This window comes from Epilithonimonas zeae (assembly GCF_023278365.1).
GTDB classification, from domain to species: Bacteria; Bacteroidota; Bacteroidia; order Flavobacteriales; family Weeksellaceae; genus Epilithonimonas; species Epilithonimonas zeae_A.
This window is the reverse complement of the sequence record NZ_CP075338.1, coordinates 1,975,381-1,997,111: the sequence shown is the minus strand read 5'-3', so window position 1 is coordinate 1,997,111 and position 21,731 is coordinate 1,975,381. Positions and strand designations below refer to the sequence as shown.

Genomic DNA, 21,731 nt, shown 5'->3' with positions numbered 1-21,731 from the left:
TAAAAAAACAAACATTACCGCCAAAATAACAAAAGTATTGAAAGATTCTCTATGTTGTCAATAGAATTATTAACTTCGGTTAATTAGTTGGGTTAAAATTAGTGTCACATTCTGCTAGAATATCTGGAAAAAATCGATCAAAATGAAATTGTAGTTCTTGTTTGTTTTTGAAAAATACATCAAAAACGGGAATGTCTTTGTTTAGGTATTTTGCTTTGTTCAAAACATTCAGCATACTGAATTTTATACCTTGATCTGTTCTGTAATTCGTCAACCAATCATCCTGTTCCATTCTTACGAGCATTTTTTTATAACTTTCAGGAAGCCACTTTTCATTTTCCCAAAGTATTTTATACGCTTTTAAGGAATGATTTCTCAACTCATTTTCAGGAAAATAATGGGCTACAAAATAGTCGAAAGCCACATCTACAAAAGCTCCTGAATATAATCTGACCAAAGGACTGAAAATCTTCTTAGCTTCGTGAACCGAAGGGTGAGAATCTGTAAAAGTATCAATAAACCTATGTAATTTTATTCCCTCTTGGATTTCCGGTGGAAAATTTTCCCGCTCATTATTTTTGATAAAGTCTGCAATCATATTTCCAACGAGTTGCCCGTCAGTAAAAGATAGTATAGAATGTGCGAGATAGTTCAAGTTTGAATGATTAAGGCTTATAAATTTACAGAATTAAATTAAAATAATAACTCTACAAAATCCTCAATCTTACTAATTTCTTCTATTTTAATTCCAAATTTTCTTTTAGGCAATTTATTAAGATTTGAGATGAAAATCTTTTCGTAACCCAATTTTTCAGCTTCGGTAATTCTCTGCTCTGCTTGTGCTACCGGACGGATTTCTCCACTTAAACCAATTTCTCCGGCAAAACAATAATGTTCCGAGATGGCAATATCTTCATTACTTGATAGGATAGAAGCAACAACAGCTAAGTCCAAAGCGGGATCATCAGTTTTAATTCCGCCTGTAATATTAAGGAAAACATCTTTCGCTCCGAGTTGGAAACCCGCTCTTTTTTCCAAAACTGCCAAAAGCATATTCAATCTTTTGGAATCAAAACCTGTTGAACTTCTTTGTGGTGTTCCATAAACTGCCGTTGAAACTAAAGCCTGAATTTCCAATAACATAGGTCGATTGCCTTCCAAAGTTACTGCGACAGAATTTCCTGATAATTCTTCCGATTTTTTGGTGATGAGAATTTCAGATGGATTTTTGATTTCTTTAAGACCTTGCGAAATCATTTCGTAAATTCCAATTTCGGACGTAGATCCAAAACGGTTTTTATTGGCTCTCAATAATCGGAAAAGATGATTTCTGTCGCCATCGAAATTCAGAACCACATCTACCATATGTTCCAGAACTTTTGGTCCTGCGATTTGTCCGTCTTTGGTAATATGACCAACCAAGAAAACCGGAATATTGTTTTCTTTGGCAAATTTGATAATTTCATTGGAACATTCCCGGATTTGGGAAACCGTTCCGGGCGAACTTTCTATCAATTGGGATTGAAGCGTCTGGATGGAATCGATAATCATAAAATCCGGCATTAGTTTTTTAGCTTCGTGTAAGATTTTCTCAACATTAGTTTCAGTAAACAGGAAGCAATTTGGATTTTTGACTTCGGCCAAACGGTCCGCTCTCATTTTGATTTGCGACGCACTTTCTTCTCCGGAAACATAGAGGATTTTTTTCTTCATCTTCAAAGCCAACTGAAGAAGCAGGGTTGATTTTCCAATTCCGGGTTCGCCACCAATTAAGGTTACAGAACCCAAAACAATTCCGCCACCCAAAACCCGGTCAAGTTCTTCGGAAGGTGTTTTGATTCTTGGCTCTTCATTAGTTTCAACTTCAATGATGTTGATGATAGCAGATTTGGATTTTGCAACAACAGATTTGGTTGATTTTTCTACAATTTCTTCTACAAGGGTATTCCATTCACCACAGGTTTTACATTGCCCGTGCCATTGAGAATATTGCGCACCACAATTTTGACAGAAATATTGAGTTTTGAGTTTTGCCATTCTGCTAAGTTCCAGAAAATTTTGGAAAATAAAAAATCAGGATCAGTTTAAATGCTGGTTTAATGTTTTATTTTGAAAACCTTAAATTTGTTCACGATACATCACACAGATGATATCAGAAAATTTTAAATTAAATAAAAATGGCATTAGACAAAAATCACGTAGTAACATTGAAATACGTTCTACATACTAATGATGAAGCAGGAGAAAAAGTATTTGTAGAAGAAACTTCTGCAGAGAATCCAATGACGTTTCTTTACGGCGTAGGAATGATGATTCCGAAGTTTGAACAGGAAATACAAAATTTAAATATAGGCGAAACGGCATCTTTCACTATCGAGCCAAGCGAAGGTTATGGAGAGAGAGATCCTCAGGCTGTGACACAATTGCCTGTTGATATGTTCCAAGGGCAAGAACTGCCTCCTGTAGGTGCAGTTCTTCCACTGTCTGACAATCAGGGGAATAATTTCCAAGCTGTGGTTGTAGAAGTTACACCAGATGCTGTAGTTGTGGACCTTAATCATCCGATGGCGGGAAGACCTCTGCATTTTGATGTTGAGATTGTGAATACACGTCCTGCAACGGAGGAAGAATTGGCGCACGGTCATGCACACGGTGCTGATGGACATTCTGGACATTAATATTTTATAGCTAAAATTTTAGTTAATATAAAAAACAAAAGCTTCCAAATCTGGAAGCTTTTGTTGCATTAAGAAATGAGCTTTCTATTTTTTAATGAATTTCTGAGTAGATTTTTCTCCTTTTTTATTCACTAATTCGATGACATAATTTCCTGTAGGTAATTTATTAACATCTATTTTGTTTTCAATAGATTTTCCGTTGGCAACAGATTGTCCTGCTGTATTGAAAATTCTGTATGTAGAATCTCCAGTTTCCTCAGATCTGATGTTTAGAATATCTTTCACTGGGTTTGGATAGATGATTGTTTGACTTTTACCTGCAAGATCAGAAACTGCCAAGACTTTTTTCTTAGCGATAATCGTATAATCCTCAACTTGACCGTAGGAGAAAGATTCGCAACTTGTAGGAACGGAATTAAACTTCATAGAAACTCTCATCACTAGTGGTGAATCAAAACTTATGTTTGCTGGCACTGTAATATTTCCGGTTACCGGCGTAGTCTTGGTTGCAGGAACAGATAATGCTTTCTCATTAGCATCGTTGAAATCTCCGTCCCCGTTCCAGTCAATGAAAACGGAATACCCTTCATTATAGACTGTGTTGCCCCATGTAGGCGTGATGCTGATCGCATAAGTATTGCCTTCTGTAACTTCTGTAGAGATGTTTGTAAAGTCTTCGTAACCGGCACTTCCTGTACTTGTATTGTCAATACCGGCAAAAACAACTCTTTTTATTTTCTCATCGGCAGTATTGCTACTTTGCGATGTGCAATATTCTGCCTGGTTGGTTGTCGTAATGTCTACCGTATTACTTTGAGAGGAGATATTCCCATATACGTCTATAGCTTTAACATAAAAATTGTAAGTTGTCATTTTTGTTAAGCCTGTCGCCTTATAATTTAAAGATGATGTTCTGGCAATTTCAGTTCCGTCTTTGTAAATAATATAGCCGTCCACACCTTCATTGTCTGTAGATGCATTCCAGGTCAGGTTGGCACTTGTACCTTTAACGTTATTGGCAACAAGATTTGTAGGAACGGTCGGAGGAAAAATGTCCGGCGTGCTCAGATATTTTACACCAACGCCTACCGCATAAAATGCATCCTGGACAGCAATCATCTCCGCCGAGTTGTCACCATAAAGATCTTTTGCAGTCTGGATTCCAAAATCACGTGCATTCTTATAGTTAGAATTCGCTGTCAGGTAAGTGCTTTCCAGGCGATAAACAATCTTTTCTGCTTTTTCCCATCCTATTCCCGTCACATTATACGATTTTCCAAGATCATTGGTTCCGGTTTTGCCCATCACAAGGATGTAAAACCAATGATTAAGAACACCGCTGTTGGTGTGTACGCCGCAATAATCGTTTCCGAAAGATCCTCCAATCGGTGTTGCGCAACCTTCCTCAACGGTTGCTGCTTTCCAGTTTGTACCTCTATAGGTATCTGGTTGCGCAGACAATGCGACTTTTGGGTTGCTCATTGATCTCAGATAACCTGGTGAAGCCTTAGTAATGTCTTCTCCAATCAGAAAGTTCTGTTTTTCAGGCGCATATTTATGCTCAACGATTGCTCCCCAAATGTCCGAAAAACCCTCATTCATTGCACCGGATTCTCTTTCGTAAGCCAGGTTTGCGGTATATTCGCAAACGGCGTGTCCAAGTTCGTGTGCGGTTACGTCAAAAGCCGTCAATGGTTTGAAGGTTGTTGCGCCGTCTCCATAAATCATTTCTGTACCGCTCCAGCCTGCGTTCTCGTAGCTACTACCGTAATGAACGTAACTTTTTAGAACGGCTCCGTTGTTATCATAGCTATTTCTGTTGAATGTTTCTTTGAAGTAATCATAGGTTTTTTCTACACCCCAATGTGCATCAAGAGCGGCATTATCAAACGTAGCATTGTTATATTCCGCAGAAGTCCAGTTATTGTCTGTATCTTTAAAATCAACGCCACTGCTGATAGTGGATGATTTTTTAAGATTGTAGGTTTTTACGCCGTTTCCTCTGGTAGCATCCTGTAACACATAAGAGCCGGAAACAAGTGTTGTTTCAATTTCTTTGGTTCCGCTGTATCTTGTTTCTGCATTACCCAAGGCTAATAGCACAGGCTCAGATTTTGCAGGAGATTTTATTCTGATTGGCTGTGTTTTTTTGATAGAATTGTGGATGAGATCTTCGTTGCTGTTATGCTTTAATACTGCATTTGAAAAAACAACTCTTCCTTCCAGAGCATCTACATAAATAATTGCACGGCTTATAGGTTCCGCAGCATAAACATCAAATTTATAAACCAACTGAAGACTATACTGGTTTTCGCTAAGTTTTACAGGCAGCAAAACCAACTCGCCGGCTGGCTTTTTGTAGGCATTATTGGCAGTGTAATCTGCATCTTCCCACATGTATTTTTTTGCATTAACATAGGCAAGAGCTTTGCTGAAGGCTTCGGAAGCAGACATTCTTGGTGTTGTAATAGCATCTTTTGTGGAGAAAACATCACCATTCATACTGATCAGGTTTCCGTTTTTGTAATGCAGATTATATCTTCCGAATTCTACTTTCAGATTATTAAAATACATTTGGTAATTTTCATCCACAAAGGCGTCGCTTGTTTGTGTCTGCTGGAGTCTCATTTCTGTTCCCGGTGTAAGATTCAGAATGGTACTGAACAGATTGGATGATGATCCGGAACTGAGATTATAATTTTTCTTGAACGTAACCAGATTGATATTCCCGTTTTTATCGGTAATTTTCTTATCAATGTATTCCTGTGCGTTGGCGGATAGGGTAAACCCAAATACACTGCACAAAATACCAATTCGTAAAAGTTCTTTCTTCATATACTAGGTATTAAATTTCGAGCGAATTTAGTAAATTTTTAACGGAAATTTAAAATATTAAGCAATTAAGTTTGTAGTTTTAATTAAAAGTTGTTTTTTAATAAAAAATCCAACAAATTTTTGTTGGATTTTATAATTGTGTTATTGATTATTGATAGGGATGTTCTTTAGGATGTCTTGTGTGTATTTCCAAAATTTTTGAACAGATGGTATATTGGCTCTTTCATCTGGAGAATGTGCGCCTTTGATTGTTGGACCAAAAGAAACCATTTCCATTTTTGGATAATTGGCACCGATAATTCCACATTCCAAACCGGCGTGGCAAGCAACAACTAAAGGTTTTTCTCCGAAATTGTTTTCATAAAGTTCTGTCATTACCTTGATGATTTCTGCTTCTGGTTTTGGTTTCCAGCCAGGATAAGAACCTCCGAATTCCGTTTTCAAAGAATTACTTTCGAATGCGGATTTCAATTGATTTGCCACTTCCCATTTTGTAGATTCTACTGATGAACGCGTTAAATTTAAAATCTTGATTTCTCCTTCTTTTAGTTCAACTCTTGCTACATTATTAGAAGCTTCTACCAAGCCTTCCACATCCGGACTCATTCGGAAAACTCCGTTATGAGCGGCATTGATTGCAAAAACTATTTTCTTAGAATCATCGACTGAAATAGCTTTTTCTGATGAATCGATTTTTTCAATATTAATTACTAAATCTTTTTCTAAGGAAGCAAATTCTTCCAAGATTTCAGATTTCAATTGTTCAATCTTTGAAGAAAAGTTTTCTGAATTGTTGACAGAAAATGTAGCTTTAGCTTCTCTTGGAATAGCATTTCTCAAACTTCCGCCATCAATAGAAACTAACTGAATTTGATTTTCCAATCCTGAGAACAAGAATCTTCCCAATAATTTATTAGAATTTCCAAGACCTTTGTGAATATCCATTCCGGAATGTCCACCTTGTAAACCTTTGATTTCAATTTTGAACGTTTCGCCTTTTGAATCTTCCAAATCAAATTTAGCAGAAGCTGTCACGTCAACACCACCGGCACAACCTATATCGATTTCGTCATCTTCTTCTGTATCAAGATTAAGAAGGATTTCTCCTTTCAATTGTCCTGGTTTCAAAGCTAATGCGCCCGTCATTCCTGTTTCTTCGTCAATTGTGAAAAGAGCTTCCAATTCTGGATGTGCAATTTCATTACTTTCTAATATTGACATGATTGTAGCAACACCCAAACCGTTGTCAGCACCCAAAGTTGTCCCTTTTGCTCTTACCCAATCGCCATCCACATACATTTGAATTCCCTGAGTTTCGAAATCAAAATCGACATCGTTGTTTTTTTGGCAAACCATATCAAGGTGCGATTGCATCACGATTGGTGTTCGGTTTTCCATTCCAGAAGTTGCGGGTTTTGTGATGATGACATTTCCAACCTCGTCAACCGTTGTTGGTAATCCCAGATTCTCGCCAAATTCTTTTATGAATTGTATAACTTTTTCTTCTTTTTTTGATGGTCTAGGAACCGAATTCAATGCTTCGAAATTTTTCCAAATCACTTTTGGTTCCAGTTGTGAATATTCCATTTGTTTTGAAATTTTTTGAACTGGCAATTTACTAATTATGAAAGGAAAATGAAATCTTTATGACATAAATAATGTTTCCATAATCTTTGTTTCGTTTTATGTTTTATAATTTTGAATTCTCATTTCTAGCAAGATATTGATGTCGAATTTCATACAACAGTTTTCCAAATTTTTAAGATTAAGGGTTTCTATTTCCGAATGGATTTATCTAGTGAAATGTGTAATTGGTTCATCCATTTGTTATCTGTTCTATATTTTCCTTCCGCAATATCCTGTTTATTGGGCTTTGATTTCTGTTGTAATCGTTTTCTCACCGGACAATAGTAATAAGCTGGCTTATGACAGAATCAAATCCAATCTTCTTGGCGCTTCTATCGGAATGATTTTATTTCTGATTCCAATTCCTAATATTTTATTGATTTGTATTGGTGTGGCTTTGACGATTCTTGTAGGGATTGCGTTAAGGTTGGATAATACGCTTCGTTCGGCTCTCGCAGCGATGGTTATTGTTTTGATTGAGGAAAATCAGGCTCACGATTGGCTAATTCCGATTGAGCGTGTGATATGTGTCTGCATCGGATGTTTTGTGGCACTGATTATCACTTTTGTTTTTTCGAAATTCAAGACTTTTGGTCAAACTTTTCTGAACCATTGATAAAAGATACAAAATCCCTAGCCCCGATAGTAGCGGTTACCCCGCAGTGGAATGGGAAAGTGGAAGAATTTGGTGTTGGCAAAGTTCTGGCACGAGGAGTATGAGCGGATAGCGGGATTAAGCTCCTAATAAAAAAACTCCCCAAAATCTGGAGAGTTTTTCTTTATAAATTATGGAGTTTCTTAGTCTTCCATCATATTATCTCTGGTGTTTTTCTGAACCGCGATGGCTCCGAAAATGGCAAGAAGATAGGCGAAGGCGTAAAATCCTTTTTCACTCGGTAGAATAGTTGCATTCCAAAGCCCGATGATGAGCAAGGCAATGGATGAAATGGTGGCGAACCAGCAGATTCCGTAGTAAATATCGGTAACCTTGATGTTTTCCAATCTGTCTCGAACAGCCTTCTGCAGGGAAACAACAGCGAATAAACCGTAAAGTAGAATCGTAAAATAATAGCCTTTCTCATTCAGTTCCATTTCTGCTCTTGATAATCCGATAATAAAACCGATAGTTCCTACAGCCAGAGCGATCCACGATGCTGCGATAAATGCATTTGATACTTTTTGTTTTCTCATTAGTTATGTTTTTTTATTAATTTGGATCAAATATATTGATTTTTTCAGCAGAGAAACAAAAAACTCTCCAAAAATGGAGAGTTTAAATTATTTAAAGAGACTATCAGCTTATTAGCTTTCTCAGTCTTCTTCGCTTTTTAGTATCTGTAATACTCAGGCTTGAAAGGCCCTTCAACCGGAACACCGATATAATCTGCCTGTTCAGGAGATAGAGTCTCTAATTCTACGCTTAATTTCTTAAGGTGAAGAGCAGCTACTTTTTCATCTAAATGCTTAGGAAGCATATAAACTTCGTTTCCGTAAGCTGCAGAGTTGGTCCAAAGTTCGATTTGAGCCAAAGTCTGATTAGAGAAAGAGTTTGACATTACGAAAGATGGGTGACCAGTTGCACAACCAAGGTTTACCAAACGACCTTCAGCAAGGATAATAACCTCTTTACCTTCGATAGTATAGATATCAACCTGAGGCTTCACTTCAGATTTTGTGTGACCGTAGTTTTCATTCAACCAAGCCATATCGATTTCGTTATCGAAGTGTCCGATGTTACAAACGATCGCCTTATCTTTCAATTTTAAGAAATGCTCTTTTCTTACGATGTTGAAGTTACCCGTTGTCGTGATTACGATATCTGCGTTATCAACCACAGTATCCAATCTTTTCACTTCATAACCGTCCATTGCGGCTTGAAGCGCACAAATTGGATCGATCTCAGTAACCGTAACGATAGAACCAGCTCCTCTGAAAGATGCAGCAGTACCTTTACCTACGTCTCCGTATCCGCAAACTACCACTCTTTTTCCAGCCAGCATTACGTCAGTCGCTCTTCTTACAGCATCTACTGCAGATTCTTTACATCCGTATTTGTTGTCGAATTTAGACTTAGTAACAGAATCGTTTACGTTGATGGCAGGCATTACCAAAGTTCCGTTCTTCATTCTTTCATACAGTCTGTGAACTCCTGTTGTAGTTTCTTCAGAAAGTCCTTTGATATCTTTTGTGAATTCTGGGTATCTATCGAAAACCATATTGGTTAAATCTCCACCGTCATCAAGAATCATATTCAATGGTTTTCTGTCTTCACCAAAGAAAAGAGTCTGCTCGATACACCAATCGAATTCCTCTTCGTTAAGACCTTTCCAAGCATAAACCGGAATTCCGGCAGCAGCAATAGCAGCTGCAGCGTGATCCTGAGTAGAGAAAATGTTACAAGAAGACCAAGTAACTTCAGCACCTAGAGCTACCAAAGTTTCAATCAAAACTGCAGTCTGGATTGTCATATGCAGACATCCTGCGATTCTTGCACCTTTAAGCGGTTGAGATGGTCCGTATTCTTCACGGATAGCCATCAAACCGGGCATTTCAGCTTCAGCCAAAGTAATTTCTTTTCTTCCCCATTCTGCCAGGGAAATGTCCTTAACTTTATAAGGAACGTATTGTGTTGTTGTACTCATATTTAAAAATCAAAATAAGTTTTAAAACTAAAGCGCAAAATTACGATTTAAGTTTTACATAAAAAATTCGAGTACCAATGTTTTTATTTACAGCCCTTTTTTGCCTTCTATCCAGTAAGCTTGGGCAAAAATCTGATGAGCTGAGATATCATTTTGTTTCAATGATTTGCGGACCGACTGTAATGTTTTACCATTGCCGGTAATGTAAAAAGCGGTATTGTAAGGGTCAATTATTTCCTCTTTAATAAGGGTATCAATGGATTCGATAATTTTCTCAGATTCATTTTTTGATGTGTGATATCCATATAGTTCAAGGTTTTTCAGGACTTGATGGTCATCCAATTCAAAAATACTGTCAAAAGAATAATATCCGTAACCATCGGTTTCATATTTTATAGATAAAGCTACTCCCAGAGAGGTCTCATCACCAATTACAATATGATGTTTAAAATCACATTTGAACATATCTTTTCCTCTTGGAATGATATATTTTATCGTTTCTCCAACTTTTAGATTTTCTATAAAATCACAGCCGGAAGCGCTACCGTGAAGATGACAAAGAATCTCAAAAGTACCATCGGTTTTGTCATAATTATATGGCGTGTATTTCCTATAATCCGTATCGTTTACCCGAAATTCGATAGCATACCCGGGTTTATATTCCAGGCCTAGCAGATTGCCGGAGAATTTGATTTTCTTTAGATTTTCTGATATGTTTTCTGTTTCTATTACGGTTGTTTCACGGATGTATTTGGAAGCGAATATATTTTCTATCGTATCGTTTACCCATTTTGGCATACTTGGCATAATCAATAATTTTCTACAAAGAAAATCAGATAAATGAAAGAAAACGATGGCTATTTCAAGGACTTAATTGGACTTTTTGAGGTAAATTATTTTGGAAAATCAATTTTATTTTTCTTTCTGAAATCCAAAGCAGATTGTTTTGTCAATTTCGAAAACAAGCGGGAAAAGTAAGCATAATCATCGTATCCAAGTTGGTGGGCAATTTCTTTTACAGTCAAATCTGTATAAAAAAGCAGACGTTTTGCCTCGATGATAATTTCCTGCTGAATCCAATATCCTGCTGGATTCCCAGTAATGTCTTTCACAACTTCCGATAAATAGGATGGGGAAATATTCATCAATTCAGCATAAGAATAAGGACTTTTCAAAGATTTGAATCTTTGCTTTACAAGGTTTCTAAATTGTCTTGTGAGTTTCAAAGCTCGGCTTTCCTTTAGGTCTTCCAGATTTGATTTTTCTGCAAATACCGAAGCCAGCATTCCCGTATAAGCATCCAACAGAGATTGAACTATTTTCAATTCGTTTTTTGGTTTTTTATTGTACAAATAAAGAAGTTGAGCACAATTATCAAGATTCTTCGAAAATTCAGATTCTATTTTTACAGGAAGAATTGGAGAAAACGATTCTTCAAAAACAGTACGAACTTCATTCGGAACTAGGTCAGAATTTACGGCTAAAAACCAACCGTATATATCAAAATTCTTTGAATAATGAACCTGCCCAGGCCTAATGCAAAAAATGGCAGGTCCTTCCATTTTAAAATCCTTAAAATCTACCATAACCTCTGCTTTACCGCTTTGTAGAAAAAGAAAGAGATAATGGCTGTCTCTATGAATGCCTTTTTCCTCAATATCTTTATTGGTTTCACCAGAATTTTCCCGAACGATTTCTATGAACATTCCGTCTTTTGTGATGTCATTAAGACTATATGTTGGGATGTTTTTGTTCATTTGGAATTAAATTATAAAATTATTTAGTAATTATAATGTAAAGATAATATGACAATTCACATAATAAAAGTTTATTTAGTTTAAATCTAAATAACTATTTTTGTGACATCAAAAAAATATATTATGAGTGAACATACAGAAGAAGCAAAGAGACAGGCAAAACCAGTTGCTCCAAAAGTAAAAGAATTAATTGCTAAAACGCTAAGTGTAACTTTGGCAACTGTAGATGCAGAAGGAACACCGAACGCTAGTTATGCACCATTTGTAGAAATCGATAATAAATTCTATGTTTTGGTTTCTTTTATGGCTAAGCATACCAAAAATCTTGCTGAAGGAAGAAAAGTTTCTGCAATGTTCATTGAGGATGAGTCTGCTACGAAACAAGTCTATGCAAGAGAAAGACTGACTGTTGAAGTTTCAACTTCTCAAATCGAAAGAGATTCTGATGATTGGAATAATATTGTTGGAAAATTAAAAGAAAGACACGGAAAAATTGTAGATGTTCTGAACGAAATGACCGACTTTATCCTAATTGCTCTTCATCCTGTAAAAGGCGCTTATGTGAATGGATTCGGAAGTGCTTATTTCGTAGATGCCAATCTGGAAATTATGGAACACAGAAACGATATCAATCACACACAGAAATAATAAAGATACAAGAAAGGCTTAGTTTTTACTAAGCCTTTCTTGATTTATCCTTTTACTACGTAGCCACATAGCTCTTATTTCTTCGAACATATTGATTAAAGACAAAATAGCTTTTCTATTTAATTAAATGTTATTATGAATACTTATTCTATTATGCCTATGTGTTTTAAATAATTTTAAATTTTTCTAAAAATAACCGTCGAGTTATGACCACCAAAACCAAATGCATTACTCATCGCAATGTTGATTGGTTTTTCTTTATTTTCGGTAACGATATTAATGCCCTCCGGAATATTCTCATCCAGCTTTGAAACATTGATTGTTGCAGGGATTATATTCTCCTGAATTGCTTTGATGCAAATAATAGCTTCTGCAGCACCAGCGGCACCTAGCAAATGCCCCGTCATAGATTTGGTAGCGCTGATATCAAGATTTGGACTGCCTTTGAAAACTTTATTAATAGCGTTCAACTCTGCTAAATCTCCAAGTGGAGTAGAAGTAGCGTGCGGATTCAGATAATCGACTTGGTCTGACTGAATGTTGGCGTCTTCCAATGCCAGTTCCATAGATTTTGCCGCGCCAATTCCTTCCGGATGAGGTGCAGTCATATGATAAGCGTCGGCTGTCATTGCTGCGCCAATTAACTCTGCATAAATTTTTGCACCTCTGGCTTTGGCGTGCTCATATTCTTCCAAAATCAAAGCCCCAGCACCTTCTCCCATTATAAAACCATCGCGTTCCACATCATAAGGTCGGCTGGCAGCTTTCGGATTATCATTTCGGGTGGACATAGCTTTCATTGATGAAAATCCACCTAATGATGCTGGAGTAATAGGTGCTTCCGAGCCTCCACTTACAATCACTTTTGCTTTTCCCCAGCGGATATAATTGAAGGCATCCATAAAAGCAGTGTTCGCTGTGGCGCAGGCAGAAACCGTTGTATAATTGATTCCTCGCAATCCGTATTTCATAGAAATCATTCCGGAAGCCATATTAGCAATCAGTTTCGGAACAAAAAACGGACTGAATCTTGGTGTTCCGTCTCCGGAAACATATTCTGTCACTTCATTTTCAAAAGTTTCCATTCCACCTTGCCCGGTTCCCCAAATCACACCAATATCAAAAGGATCGAAGTCTTTAAAATTCAATCCGGAATCTTCCATTGCTTGAGCAGCGGCGTAAATCGCATATTGTGTGAAAAGGTCGCTTCTTTTGATTTCATTTTTATCCAGGTATTTTTCCGGAGCAAAGTTTTTGACTTCGGCTGCAAACTGAACTTTGAATTTCTCAGCATTAAAATGTGTGATTGTATCAGCACCGCTTTCGCCTTTCAGAATATTGTTCCAAAAGGTTTCTACGTCATTTCCCAAAGGCGTTACGGCTCCCATTCCTGTAATTACGACTCGTTTCATTATCTTGAGATTTGTGTTTTGAATAAGTTGGATGTGCCTTTTGCAATCAGTCTGGTTTTGTCAGCATTCCAGATTTCGCAGGTGGCGTTGATGAATTGTTTTCCCAATTTGGTGATATGCGTTTCAGCAATGATATTTTCGCCTTCTTTCCCAATGGAGAAATAATCAATAACATTATTAATGGTTGTGTAAAAAGTTGGTTCATTAAGAGAAAACATTGTTGCGCCCAAAACATCATCAATAATTGCCGCCGTTACACCACCGTGAAGATTCCCAATCGGATTGAGCCATTCCGGACGAATGGTATATTGAAATTCCAGATGACCTTTTTCTGCAGAAACAACAATCGGTTTCAGCCAGCGCATAAAAGGCGACGGTGAATCTGTGAATTCTTTTCCGATTAATGATTTCAAATGTGCTAATCTGTCCATAATTTTAGATTTTATATTTAATTGCAAAGGCGCAAAATTTTATATTTATTAAATTCCTGTAAGTCGCCAAGGCAATTATTGTGTCTTAAAAATAAGTTTAATTTGTTTAGCGTTGAATTACTCGCAGCCCGACTTGAGCGGAAATCCTTTTTTGCTTGTACTTAAGTTCTATTTAAACCGAAATCGTCTGCAAAAAAGATTGGGAGCGGAAGGCGGATTAAGCTGCCCAAACAAATGTTAATATTTTAATTCTGACTCAATTTTGACAGTGCTTCCTGAAAAGCACCAAGCACCACTTTGGTTTGTCCCACAGGAACATCGAATTGATTTTGTTCCAAAGCTATCAATAACTCGTCTGCCACTTCTTTTGGCGGAATTCCGTTTTCGCCACCGATTTCTGTTGAAAAACTAGTATTGACCAAGGGTGGCAACACCTCGAAAATTTTAACCGAAGTTGCTTTCAAAGCATTTCTGAGAGATTGGGTATAACTTCTAAGAGCCGCTTTGCTGGCTGCATAAGTTGGAATGGGCGCATAAGAAACTAATGAGGCAATGGATGTCACGTTAACCAATGCAGCATCTTCTTTTTGTAATAGATGCGGAAGTAACAAATCTGTGAAATGGATGATTGTCAAATAATTGGTGTTGATTTCTTTCTTTGCCAATTCGTAAGTATTGCTGTTGTCTGCCAGGTTGTAATAGTAAGCTTCTCCAGCGTTGTTGATGACGATATTGACATCTGGATGATTCTGAATCAATTCGTTGGCAATTCGTATTCTTTCGCTTTCGATAGATAAGTCGCCTTGGATGGCAACCGCATTTTCCAATTGTTCCAAAGCATTATCAAGACGTTCTCGGTTTCTTCCATTGATAATCACCTTATTTCCTTTTTCTGAAAATGATTTAGCAATTTCTAATCCGATTCCGGCTGAACCACCGGAAATAAATACTGTGTTGTTGGTTGTTTTCATAATGATATTTGATACCGATTGGTATATTTTTATTGAAAAAAATTTATTTGATTAATTCGTTATCGATGATTATTTCGATTCTTTTTAAAGCGTTGAAAAGATGAGTTTTGTTATTCATCGTTTTTGAAAGCAGAATCCCGCCCTCTATCAAAGCAATGAATTGAAATGCATATTGTGATGAATCAACAGATTCTACAATTTCGTTTTGAGTTTTTCCTTTTTCTAAAATTTGACTCCATTGGTTGGCCCAATTTTCAAAATTCTTAGCTACTTCTGCTTTAAGAACAGGCATTGTGTCGTCGGCTTCTACAGCTGTATTCAAGTGAGGGCATCCGCCACGAGAGAAATTGATTTCCCAGGTTTTTCTGTAAAAATCAATAATTGTGAATAGTTTTTCACGCGCTGTCATTTCATTGTTCAGCTGATTGATAAAGCTGGTTTGCAACCTTTTGGAATTGTAGAGATAAACTTCTTTGGCAACTTCATCTTTGTTTTCAAAATTTCCGTAGATGCTTCCTTTTGTTAATCCGGTTGCAGAAGTAATGTCAGACAAAGACGTCCCGGCGTAACCTTTCTTATTGAAAAGTTCTGCGGTTTGTTCGATGATGAACTGTCTTGTTTTTTCTGCTTTTGACATTTTGTTTTCTGAATTGACTTTGCAAAGATAAACAAATTATATACCAATTGGTATATTTTACTAAATTATTTAAAAATAAAAACCCGGAAGCTAAAACTCCCGGGTTAAATTTGAAATTGAAGAAATTACTTTTTGATGATTTTATGTGAACTGCTGTTTTGTCCAGATAAAACTCTGACAATGTAATTCCCTTTTGGTAAAGAAGAAACATTAAGTTGCAGTTTTTTCGAATTGGCAGAATTGCTCAACAACAATTTCCCGGCATAATCATAAATCTGAACCGAAGAAATCTGAGAGTCTCCAGAAATATTGATGATATCATCCACTGGATTTGGATAAACTGAAAATTGATTTTTACTAATATCCGTTACGGCCATTGCTTCATCAGCAGCTACACTCCATAGTTCATAACCGCTGTCATTATATTTTGCCGTGAAATATAATTTGTCTCCCATCGCCGTAAAATAAGGAGTGTAACTTAGGGCATCCTGTGACGGATTCTGTGGGTCAGCCATTATCTTTTGAGTTCCCGCCAATGTTCCGTCGGATTTCCATAACTGATAATATTCTTCACTATTGACAGCTCGGAAGTATAGCTTACCACCCATCACCTGGAAAAACATTGGCGAAATAGTAATGCCCATAGAATCGCCAGGACCTGGCAAAACATCTATAAATAATTGAGTACCTTCCGGTGTTCCGTCGGTTGACCAGATCTCTCCGCCGTGCTCAGCATCTCTTAATGTCATAAATAACTTGTTGTTATAAATGATATATTTAAACTGTGGAATTACGCCATTTTCAGTTCCTTCGTAAACATCTTTCAGGATTTTAGTACCAGCTTCGGTACCGTCTGTCGTCCATATTTCTCTTCCTGTGTCGCTACTATATGCTGTGAAAAATAACTTTCCATTAAAGTCAATAAAATCTGCAGGAATAGCGTTTCCATTACCACCAGTATTGATATTTTTAACCATATAAGTTCCGGCGCTGGTTCCGTCTGTAGCCCAAAGTTCGATGCCGTTTGTGCCATCATCGGCATTGAAATAGATTTTATTGCCAAACGCTTTCAGGTTAGAAGGATTGGAACTTTCTGCATGGATATCTTTTACCATTTGCGTTCCGGCCGCAGTGCCGTCTGTTACCCAAAGTTCAAAGCCGTGCTGACCGTTATCAAAATCAAATCCATCTAGCGCGTTGAAGTAAAGTTTATCATTGAGAACTGTAAAATAAGAAGGATTAGAACCAAATTCACCTTCGCGCAAATCTGTCACCATTACGGTTCCTTCCGTTGTTCCGTCGGTTTTCCAAAGCTCGGTTCCGTGAACACCATCTTCTGACCTAAAGTATAAAGCATTGTTGAACTCCACGAATTCAAAAGCATAAGAACCACCGCTACCCGGATACATATCTTTTACAAGGACTGTTCCGGCTTCTGTCCCGTCTGACGTCCAAAGCTCGTTTCCGTTAGCTTCATCAGTCGCGGTAAAAAAAAGTTTTCCATTCAGAACTTTAAAGTTATAAATATCAGAACCATTGCTTCCTGGATTGATGTCTTTGACCAGTTTGGTTTCCGTACCGTCTGTGACCCAAAGTTCTTTTCCGTGTTCGCCGTCATCTGCAGAAAAATATATTTTCGAATCTACTTTGATGAGATTTTCCGGAAAAGAATCGCCCGTCGGATTGATGTCTTTGACCATTTTAAAGACTGGCGTCTGCTGAGCATTGATTTCTAAAAATGATACCAATAATGCCGCAAGGATAAATTTACTCTTCATATAAATAATTTCTTTTAAGTAAAATTAGACCCTTAATTTCAGAATGCGTAGAGATATGCTATTAGATATCCGAAAATTTCAAGAAAACAAAAGTTTTTTAATTTTAATTAATTGAAAATCAGATAATTTTTACTGAATTAATTTTAGATTAAGAAATTTTATTTTTGATGTTTTGATTGATTTTTTTCGACTTATTGACCAAAAAATAAGATAAAATTGCACCTGATAAAACTAAAATACCAAGAAGAACATAAATGATAATCACATATTTTTTTTGTTCGGATTCAAAATTTTTCTGCTTGAATTCGTTTCGTTTCTTAATTAATTCGTTGACAGATTTTACATCTTCCAGAGCAAATTTGGATTGAGTAGAATCAAACAGTTTTTGATATTTCTTATGATTTTCAAAATCATTAAGTTCAATGAAATTTTCTGCCAGGAGTTTGTAAATCCTGCTTTCCATTTCGATTTGCTGGGCTTCTTTAGAAAGTGGAAGTGCTGATAACAACGTTTTATTAGAACTGTCAAAATCTTTTCTGGAGCTTTTGATTTCGGACAATCCAATCATTGCATTACATTCCAGAGATTTTGCGCCGTTTTTTCTGGCGTCAGCCAATCCATTTTCAAAACTGACCTGCGCAGAATCTTTGTTGATGTTGAGGTAGCAATAAGCTTTCTGGTTATAAGCCTGCCCGAGATTCGCTTTCGCAAATCCGTTGTCTTTATCTTTTTTGAACTCGTTAATCGCTTTGTTAAAATGTTTAATCGCATAACCACAATCCAGACTTCTTTTGTACAGAAACCCTTTCAGGAGATTGATATTTCCAATCAAATATTTTTTGGATTCAGGTAAAGAAACCGTTTGCGACAATTTATCCGCTTTGTCGAGATAATGCCAGGCTTCATCGCGCATTTCTATCCGAATGTATTGATTTCCAATGAGTCCCAAAGTCCTGATTTGGTTGGCAATATCTTTAGTTTGTTCAGATAATTCGTTGGCTTTCAAAGCGAATTCAATGGATTTTTGATAATCATTCAAGCCAGAATAGCCGTTGGAAATCAAGATATAAGACGAGATTTTGTAAGAAGATTCAATGTTTTTTTTCTTCAAAATGTCCTTACCAATCTCAATAGTCTTCTGTGGATTTTTGAAGATAAACGAATTGGCTGCGCCAATCAGACTATCAATTTCTTTATTGCCTTCCTGAGCAAAAACCAAACTTGTTGAAATGGATAAAATCATCACCAAAAAAATTCTCAATGCTATCATCTTATTCATTTTTAATGGTTTTTATAAATGACGCAGGCGAGTGTCCTGTAACCTGCTTGAACACGGTCGAAAACAAGCTATGTGAAGAAAACCCGGCTTCTTCTGCCAAATGACTGACCTTGTATTTCAAGTAAACTGGATTATTTCTTAGTTGATTGATGATGTAATTGATTCTCAGTTCGTTGATATATGTGTGGAAATTTTTATTCTTATAAGTATTGATGATTTCTGATAGATATTTGGTATTTGTGTTCAGGTTTTCGGCAAGTAGGTTTAGCGAAATCGCTGGGTCAAGATATTCATTGCTGGATTCGAATTTTTCCAGTTTTTCCAGCAGAAAGCTAACTGTTTTATCAGGAATTACAATTTTTCCGGCACTTTCCTGCGCTTTGTTTTCCGCAATGAATTTTTCTCTTTCTTCCGCTTCTTTTATTGCTTTTTCGTACTCGTTTTGTTTTTGATTTAATTTTCGATTGATGAAATAACCAATAATCAATACAAGTAAAATCGCAATCGAAATAAAATAAATAATTCTTTTCTGCTGTTCAGATTTGGATTCTAAAATTTCATCCTGTTTCTGACTGATTTTGGTAAGAAAAAAAATTCTGGCATTTTCTTTTACATACTTCAAAGAATCCTGCAAAGCGGTTTGAAGTTGATAGAATTCCCGATATTTTTCCTGGTCTTTGGATTCGTAACTGTTGATGGCCAATTGATAAATCTCCTCTCGCAACCAAACATCCTTAACTTTCTTTTCAATTGGTTTTAAAAGTTCGAGATAATCAATATTCTTATCAAATTCTTTTCCTGAAGATTTAATTTTAGCCTTGACATAAAAATAATAAGGTGTGTCATTCTGAATTTTATGCGAGAAATATTGTGCTGAGTCCACCTTTCCAAGATTAGAGTAGGAAAGTGCGTAATAGAAATTGTTAAGTTCCGGAAAAGATTTATTTTTTTGCTTTTCGAATAACTTTAAATTCTTAATAGTTTGATTCCAATTAGAATTTGAATGAGATTTTATGGCTTTTTCGTAATAATTCTGAGTGATTTCCTTTTCATCTTTGATAAGATATAATTGAGAAAATTCAATTCCCAATTCATCACAAAGTCTTGCCAGTAGAAAGTTGATTTGAAATTCATTTTCCGGACGACTGGATTTTTTTGAAAGTTCCAGACACTGAAATAATTTTTCACTCGCAGAATTGTAATCGCCTCTTAATAGATAACTTTCGGCAAGAAGTAAAAGCGCTTTTATTTTATCATTATTATCCGAACTGTTTTTGGAAAGAAATTCTGAAATAACAGCAGATTCCGAAGGTTTTTTATAAAGTAAATTTTTAGATTCTAGGAACAAAGTTTCTGCATCTCGACTATTTTGTGCTTTGATGATTGTACCGAATGCGAGTAAAAATGCTAAAATTAATTTCAAAATGAAATAGGCCTGATTGCTTATAAACCAGTAAATTTATGTAAATATTTTTTCAAAAAAATACCTTTTATATTCTGAATATTGAATATGTCACAAAAAAATACTCCCAGAAAAATTTCTGAGAGCATCGCGTATAGAGAGAATAATGAATGTTTATTTCCAACCGCCACCTAAGCTTTTGTAGATGTTGACAACTGTGCTCAGCTGTCTTTCCTTAGCTTCGATGAGTTCCATTTTTGCGTCCAAGGCATCACGCTGATTCATCAGAACTTCCAGATAATCCGCTCTCATATTTCTGAATAATTGATTGGCAATATCGATTCCCTGGTCAAGTGCCTGCACTTCCTGAGACTTCATTTCATAATATTTATCGAGGTTTTTAATCGCCGACATTTGATTCGTGATATCTAGATAAGCACTCAGAATGGTTTTGTCATATTCATACAAAGCCTGGATTTGTCTTGCATCAGCTGATTTGAAATTTGCTTGAATTGCACTTTTATTAATCAATGGGCCAGCCAATTCTCCAACCAGACTGTAAGCAATGGATTCCGGCATTTTCACAAGATAATTGGGCTTAAAAGCTTCCAAACCAAGAGCAGCGTTAATCTCAAGGCTAGGATAAAATTCTTTTCTCGCCGCTTCTACATCCAGTTTTGCAGATTTCAATTCCAATTCAGCCTGCTTAATGTCAGGACGATTTGCCAATAACTGAGACGGAATTCCTGTATAAACCGTTTGCGGAACAATAGACATAAAGCTTTCTTTGGTTCTCACAATCGGTTGCGGATAACGACCAAGCAAAGCATTGATTTGATTTTCCTTTTCCGTGATTTGCTGTTTCAAGTCGTATTCTGTCGCATTGGATTTTGCCAATTCAGCCTCGAATTTTTTAACGGCCAATTCCGTTGCAGCCATTGCCTGTTTTTGGATTTTGGCAACTTCGAGCGCTTTTTTTTGCAAATCCATATACTGATGGATGATATCCAGTTGATTGTCCAGCGACAATAATTCATAATAATTATCAGCCACTTCTGCAATCAAACTTGAAAGAACAAAATTCTTTCCTTCAACTGTAGACAAATAATGAGCAACAGCAGCTTGTTTTTCGGTTCTCAATTTATGCCAGATATCAACTTCCCAGTTGGCAATCAATCCGCCTTCAAAATTTCCTAAATTCTCAGGAACTTCTTTTCCATCGGTTATATCAGTTGAAGCATCACCAGCTCCTGTGCTTGTGTAGCGACCCACTTTTTCTATTCCGGCTCCTAATCTTGCTGCAACCGTCGGACTTAGCTTTCCGTTCTTGTACATCACATCACTTTTCGCAATTTCAATTTGCTGAAGCGTAATCATTAATTCCTGATTATTTTTCAAAGCTTCATCAATCAGATTCACAAGATTCGGATCTGTAAAAAATTGTTTCCAGGGTGTAATTCCCGAGTTGTTTTCCGAAGCAGTCTGATTCTCAAAATTCTGAGGAATGGTTTCTTTCACTCTATCCTGAATTTTGGTCGCCATTGGTGCTTTACAACTTGCTAAAAGGAGCGAAAAAGCAATTGTGGTTATTATACTTTTATGATTATGAAATAATTTATTCATACTGTTTTTTTT

Annotated in this window: 19 protein-coding genes; 3 read left to right on the top strand and 16 right to left on the bottom strand. The window is 36.5% G+C overall.

Annotation, left to right across the window (positions count from 1 at the left end):
• Positions 1-79: 79 nt before the first annotated feature.
• On the bottom strand, positions 80-655 hold the full coding sequence (locus tag KI430_RS08845; protein WP_248874047.1) for an ACP phosphodiesterase: 576 nt from the start codon (positions 653-655) through the stop codon (positions 80-82).
• A 38-nt stretch (positions 656-693) separates the two neighbouring features.
• On the bottom strand, positions 694-2,037 hold the full coding sequence (gene radA / locus KI430_RS08840) for a DNA repair protein RadA (RefSeq protein ID WP_248874045.1): 1,344 nt from the start codon (positions 2,035-2,037) through the stop codon (positions 694-696).
• Between the two features lie 140 nt (positions 2,038-2,177).
• Between radA and KI430_RS08835 the strand changes: the two genes are divergently transcribed.
• Positions 2,178-2,678 carry a peptidylprolyl isomerase gene (locus tag KI430_RS08835; protein ID WP_248874043.1) on the top strand — a complete coding sequence of 167 codons (501 nt, stop codon included), beginning with the start codon at positions 2,178-2,180 and terminating at the stop codon, positions 2,676-2,678.
• Between the two features lie 84 nt (positions 2,679-2,762).
• On the opposite strand, the gene KI430_RS08830 is transcribed toward KI430_RS08835, so the two are convergent.
• The gene (locus KI430_RS08830) at positions 2,763-5,513 is read right to left on the bottom strand and encodes a M4 family metallopeptidase (protein ID WP_248874041.1); all 2,751 of its coding nucleotides are present in this window, start codon (positions 5,511-5,513) and stop codon (positions 2,763-2,765) included.
• A 141-nt stretch (positions 5,514-5,654) separates the two neighbouring features.
• Positions 5,655-7,100 carry an aminoacyl-histidine dipeptidase gene (locus KI430_RS08825; protein ID WP_248874039.1) on the bottom strand — a complete coding sequence of 482 codons (1,446 nt, stop codon included), beginning with the start codon at positions 7,098-7,100 and terminating at the stop codon, positions 5,655-5,657.
• 139 nt (positions 7,101-7,239) lie between these two features.
• Here KI430_RS08825 and KI430_RS08820 point away from each other — a divergent pair, with 139 nt between their 5' ends.
• The gene (locus KI430_RS08820) at positions 7,240-7,755 is read left to right on the top strand and encodes an FUSC family protein (RefSeq protein ID WP_248874037.1); all 516 of its coding nucleotides are present in this window, start codon (positions 7,240-7,242) and stop codon (positions 7,753-7,755) included.
• A gap of 182 nt (positions 7,756-7,937) precedes the next feature.
• Here the strand turns inward: KI430_RS08820 and yiaA are convergent, their stop codons facing one another.
• From yiaA to KI430_RS08800, 4 genes are all read right to left on the bottom strand, one after another.
• Positions 7,938-8,330 carry an inner membrane protein YiaA gene (gene yiaA / locus KI430_RS08815; RefSeq protein ID WP_248874035.1) on the bottom strand — a complete coding sequence of 131 codons (393 nt, stop codon included), beginning with the start codon at positions 8,328-8,330 and terminating at the stop codon, positions 7,938-7,940.
• A gap of 137 nt (positions 8,331-8,467) precedes the next feature.
• On the bottom strand, positions 8,468-9,781 hold the full coding sequence (gene ahcY, locus KI430_RS08810) for an adenosylhomocysteinase (protein WP_248874033.1): 1,314 nt from the start codon (positions 9,779-9,781) through the stop codon (positions 8,468-8,470).
• A gap of 87 nt (positions 9,782-9,868) precedes the next feature.
• The gene (locus tag KI430_RS08805) at positions 9,869-10,588 is read right to left on the bottom strand and encodes an FAD-binding oxidoreductase (protein WP_248874031.1); all 720 of its coding nucleotides are present in this window, start codon (positions 10,586-10,588) and stop codon (positions 9,869-9,871) included.
• 86 nt (positions 10,589-10,674) lie between these two features.
• A complete protein-coding gene (locus KI430_RS08800; protein WP_248874029.1) occupies positions 10,675-11,538 on the bottom strand; it encodes a helix-turn-helix domain-containing protein in 864 nt (287 codons plus the stop codon).
• Between the two features lie 123 nt (positions 11,539-11,661).
• Between KI430_RS08800 and KI430_RS08795 the strand changes: the two genes are divergently transcribed.
• Positions 11,662-12,186 carry a HugZ family protein gene (locus tag KI430_RS08795; protein WP_248874027.1) on the top strand — a complete coding sequence of 175 codons (525 nt, stop codon included), beginning with the start codon at positions 11,662-11,664 and terminating at the stop codon, positions 12,184-12,186.
• A 176-nt stretch (positions 12,187-12,362) separates the two neighbouring features.
• On the opposite strand, the gene fabF is transcribed toward KI430_RS08795, so the two are convergent.
• The 8 genes from fabF to KI430_RS08755 form a co-directional block, all read right to left on the bottom strand.
• Positions 12,363-13,598: a beta-ketoacyl-ACP synthase II gene (gene fabF / locus KI430_RS08790; protein ID WP_248874025.1), complete on the bottom strand. Its 1,236-nt coding sequence runs from the start codon at positions 13,596-13,598 to the stop codon at positions 12,363-12,365.
• A complete protein-coding gene (locus KI430_RS08785) occupies positions 13,598-14,029 on the bottom strand; it encodes a PaaI family thioesterase (RefSeq protein ID WP_248874023.1) in 432 nt (143 codons plus the stop codon). Before KI430_RS08785 ends, fabF begins: the two co-directional genes overlap by 1 nt.
• Before the next feature lie 245 nt (positions 14,030-14,274).
• Entirely contained in the window at positions 14,275-15,000 is a 726-nt protein-coding gene (locus KI430_RS08780) for an SDR family oxidoreductase (protein WP_248874021.1), read from the bottom strand.
• 43 nt (positions 15,001-15,043) lie between these two features.
• Entirely contained in the window at positions 15,044-15,637 is a 594-nt protein-coding gene (locus tag KI430_RS08775; RefSeq protein WP_248874019.1) for a TetR/AcrR family transcriptional regulator, read from the bottom strand.
• A gap of 125 nt (positions 15,638-15,762) precedes the next feature.
• Entirely contained in the window at positions 15,763-17,415 is a 1,653-nt protein-coding gene (locus KI430_RS08770) for an ELWxxDGT repeat protein (RefSeq protein WP_248874017.1), read from the bottom strand.
• 148 nt (positions 17,416-17,563) lie between these two features.
• A complete protein-coding gene (locus KI430_RS08765) occupies positions 17,564-18,694 on the bottom strand; it encodes a hypothetical protein (RefSeq protein ID WP_248874015.1) in 1,131 nt (376 codons plus the stop codon).
• A complete protein-coding gene (locus KI430_RS08760; RefSeq protein WP_248874013.1) occupies positions 18,687-20,117 on the bottom strand; it encodes a helix-turn-helix domain-containing protein in 1,431 nt (476 codons plus the stop codon). Before KI430_RS08760 ends, KI430_RS08765 begins: the two co-directional genes overlap by 8 nt.
• A gap of 153 nt (positions 20,118-20,270) precedes the next feature.
• The gene (locus KI430_RS08755; RefSeq protein WP_248874011.1) at positions 20,271-21,719 is read right to left on the bottom strand and encodes a TolC family protein; all 1,449 of its coding nucleotides are present in this window, start codon (positions 21,717-21,719) and stop codon (positions 20,271-20,273) included.
• Positions 21,720-21,731: the final 12 nt, after the last annotated feature.

Excerpts from the sequence above, each read along its gene's own strand:
- KI430_RS08830 (WP_248874041.1), bottom strand. The coding sequence starts at position 5,513 with ATGAAGAAAGAACTTTTACGAATTGGTATTTTGTGCAGTGTATTTGGG.
- KI430_RS08775 (WP_248874019.1), bottom strand. The coding sequence starts at position 15,637 with ATGTCAAAAGCAGAAAAAACAAGACAGTTCATCATCGAACAAACCGCA.
- yiaA (WP_248874035.1), bottom strand. The coding sequence starts at position 8,330 with ATGAGAAAACAAAAAGTATCAAATGCATTTATCGCAGCATCGTGGATC.
- KI430_RS08785 (WP_248874023.1), bottom strand. The coding sequence starts at position 14,029 with ATGGACAGATTAGCACATTTGAAATCATTAATCGGAAAAGAATTCACA.
- KI430_RS08835 (WP_248874043.1), top strand. The coding sequence starts at position 2,178 with ATGGCATTAGACAAAAATCACGTAGTAACATTGAAATACGTTCTACAT.
- KI430_RS08800 (WP_248874029.1), bottom strand. The coding sequence starts at position 11,538 with ATGAACAAAAACATCCCAACATATAGTCTTAATGACATCACAAAAGAC.
- KI430_RS08805 (WP_248874031.1), bottom strand. The coding sequence starts at position 10,588 with ATGCCAAGTATGCCAAAATGGGTAAACGATACGATAGAAAATATATTC.
- KI430_RS08795 (WP_248874027.1), top strand. The coding sequence starts at position 11,662 with ATGAGTGAACATACAGAAGAAGCAAAGAGACAGGCAAAACCAGTTGCT.
- KI430_RS08755 (WP_248874011.1), bottom strand. The coding sequence starts at position 21,719 with ATGAATAAATTATTTCATAATCATAAAAGTATAATAACCACAATTGCT.
- KI430_RS08770 (WP_248874017.1), bottom strand. The coding sequence starts at position 17,415 with ATGAAGAGTAAATTTATCCTTGCGGCATTATTGGTATCATTTTTAGAA.
- ahcY (WP_248874033.1), bottom strand. The coding sequence starts at position 9,781 with ATGAGTACAACAACACAATACGTTCCTTATAAAGTTAAGGACATTTCC.
- KI430_RS08780 (WP_248874021.1), bottom strand. The coding sequence starts at position 15,000 with ATGAAAACAACCAACAACACAGTATTTATTTCCGGTGGTTCAGCCGGA.
- KI430_RS08825 (WP_248874039.1), bottom strand. The coding sequence starts at position 7,100 with ATGGAATATTCACAACTGGAACCAAAAGTGATTTGGAAAAATTTCGAA.
- radA (WP_248874045.1), bottom strand. The coding sequence starts at position 2,037 with ATGGCAAAACTCAAAACTCAATATTTCTGTCAAAATTGTGGTGCGCAA.
- fabF (WP_248874025.1), bottom strand. The coding sequence starts at position 13,598 with ATGAAACGAGTCGTAATTACAGGAATGGGAGCCGTAACGCCTTTGGGA.
- KI430_RS08765 (WP_248874015.1), bottom strand. The coding sequence starts at position 18,694 with ATGAATAAGATGATAGCATTGAGAATTTTTTTGGTGATGATTTTATCC.
- KI430_RS08820 (WP_248874037.1), top strand. The coding sequence starts at position 7,240 with ATGTCGAATTTCATACAACAGTTTTCCAAATTTTTAAGATTAAGGGTT.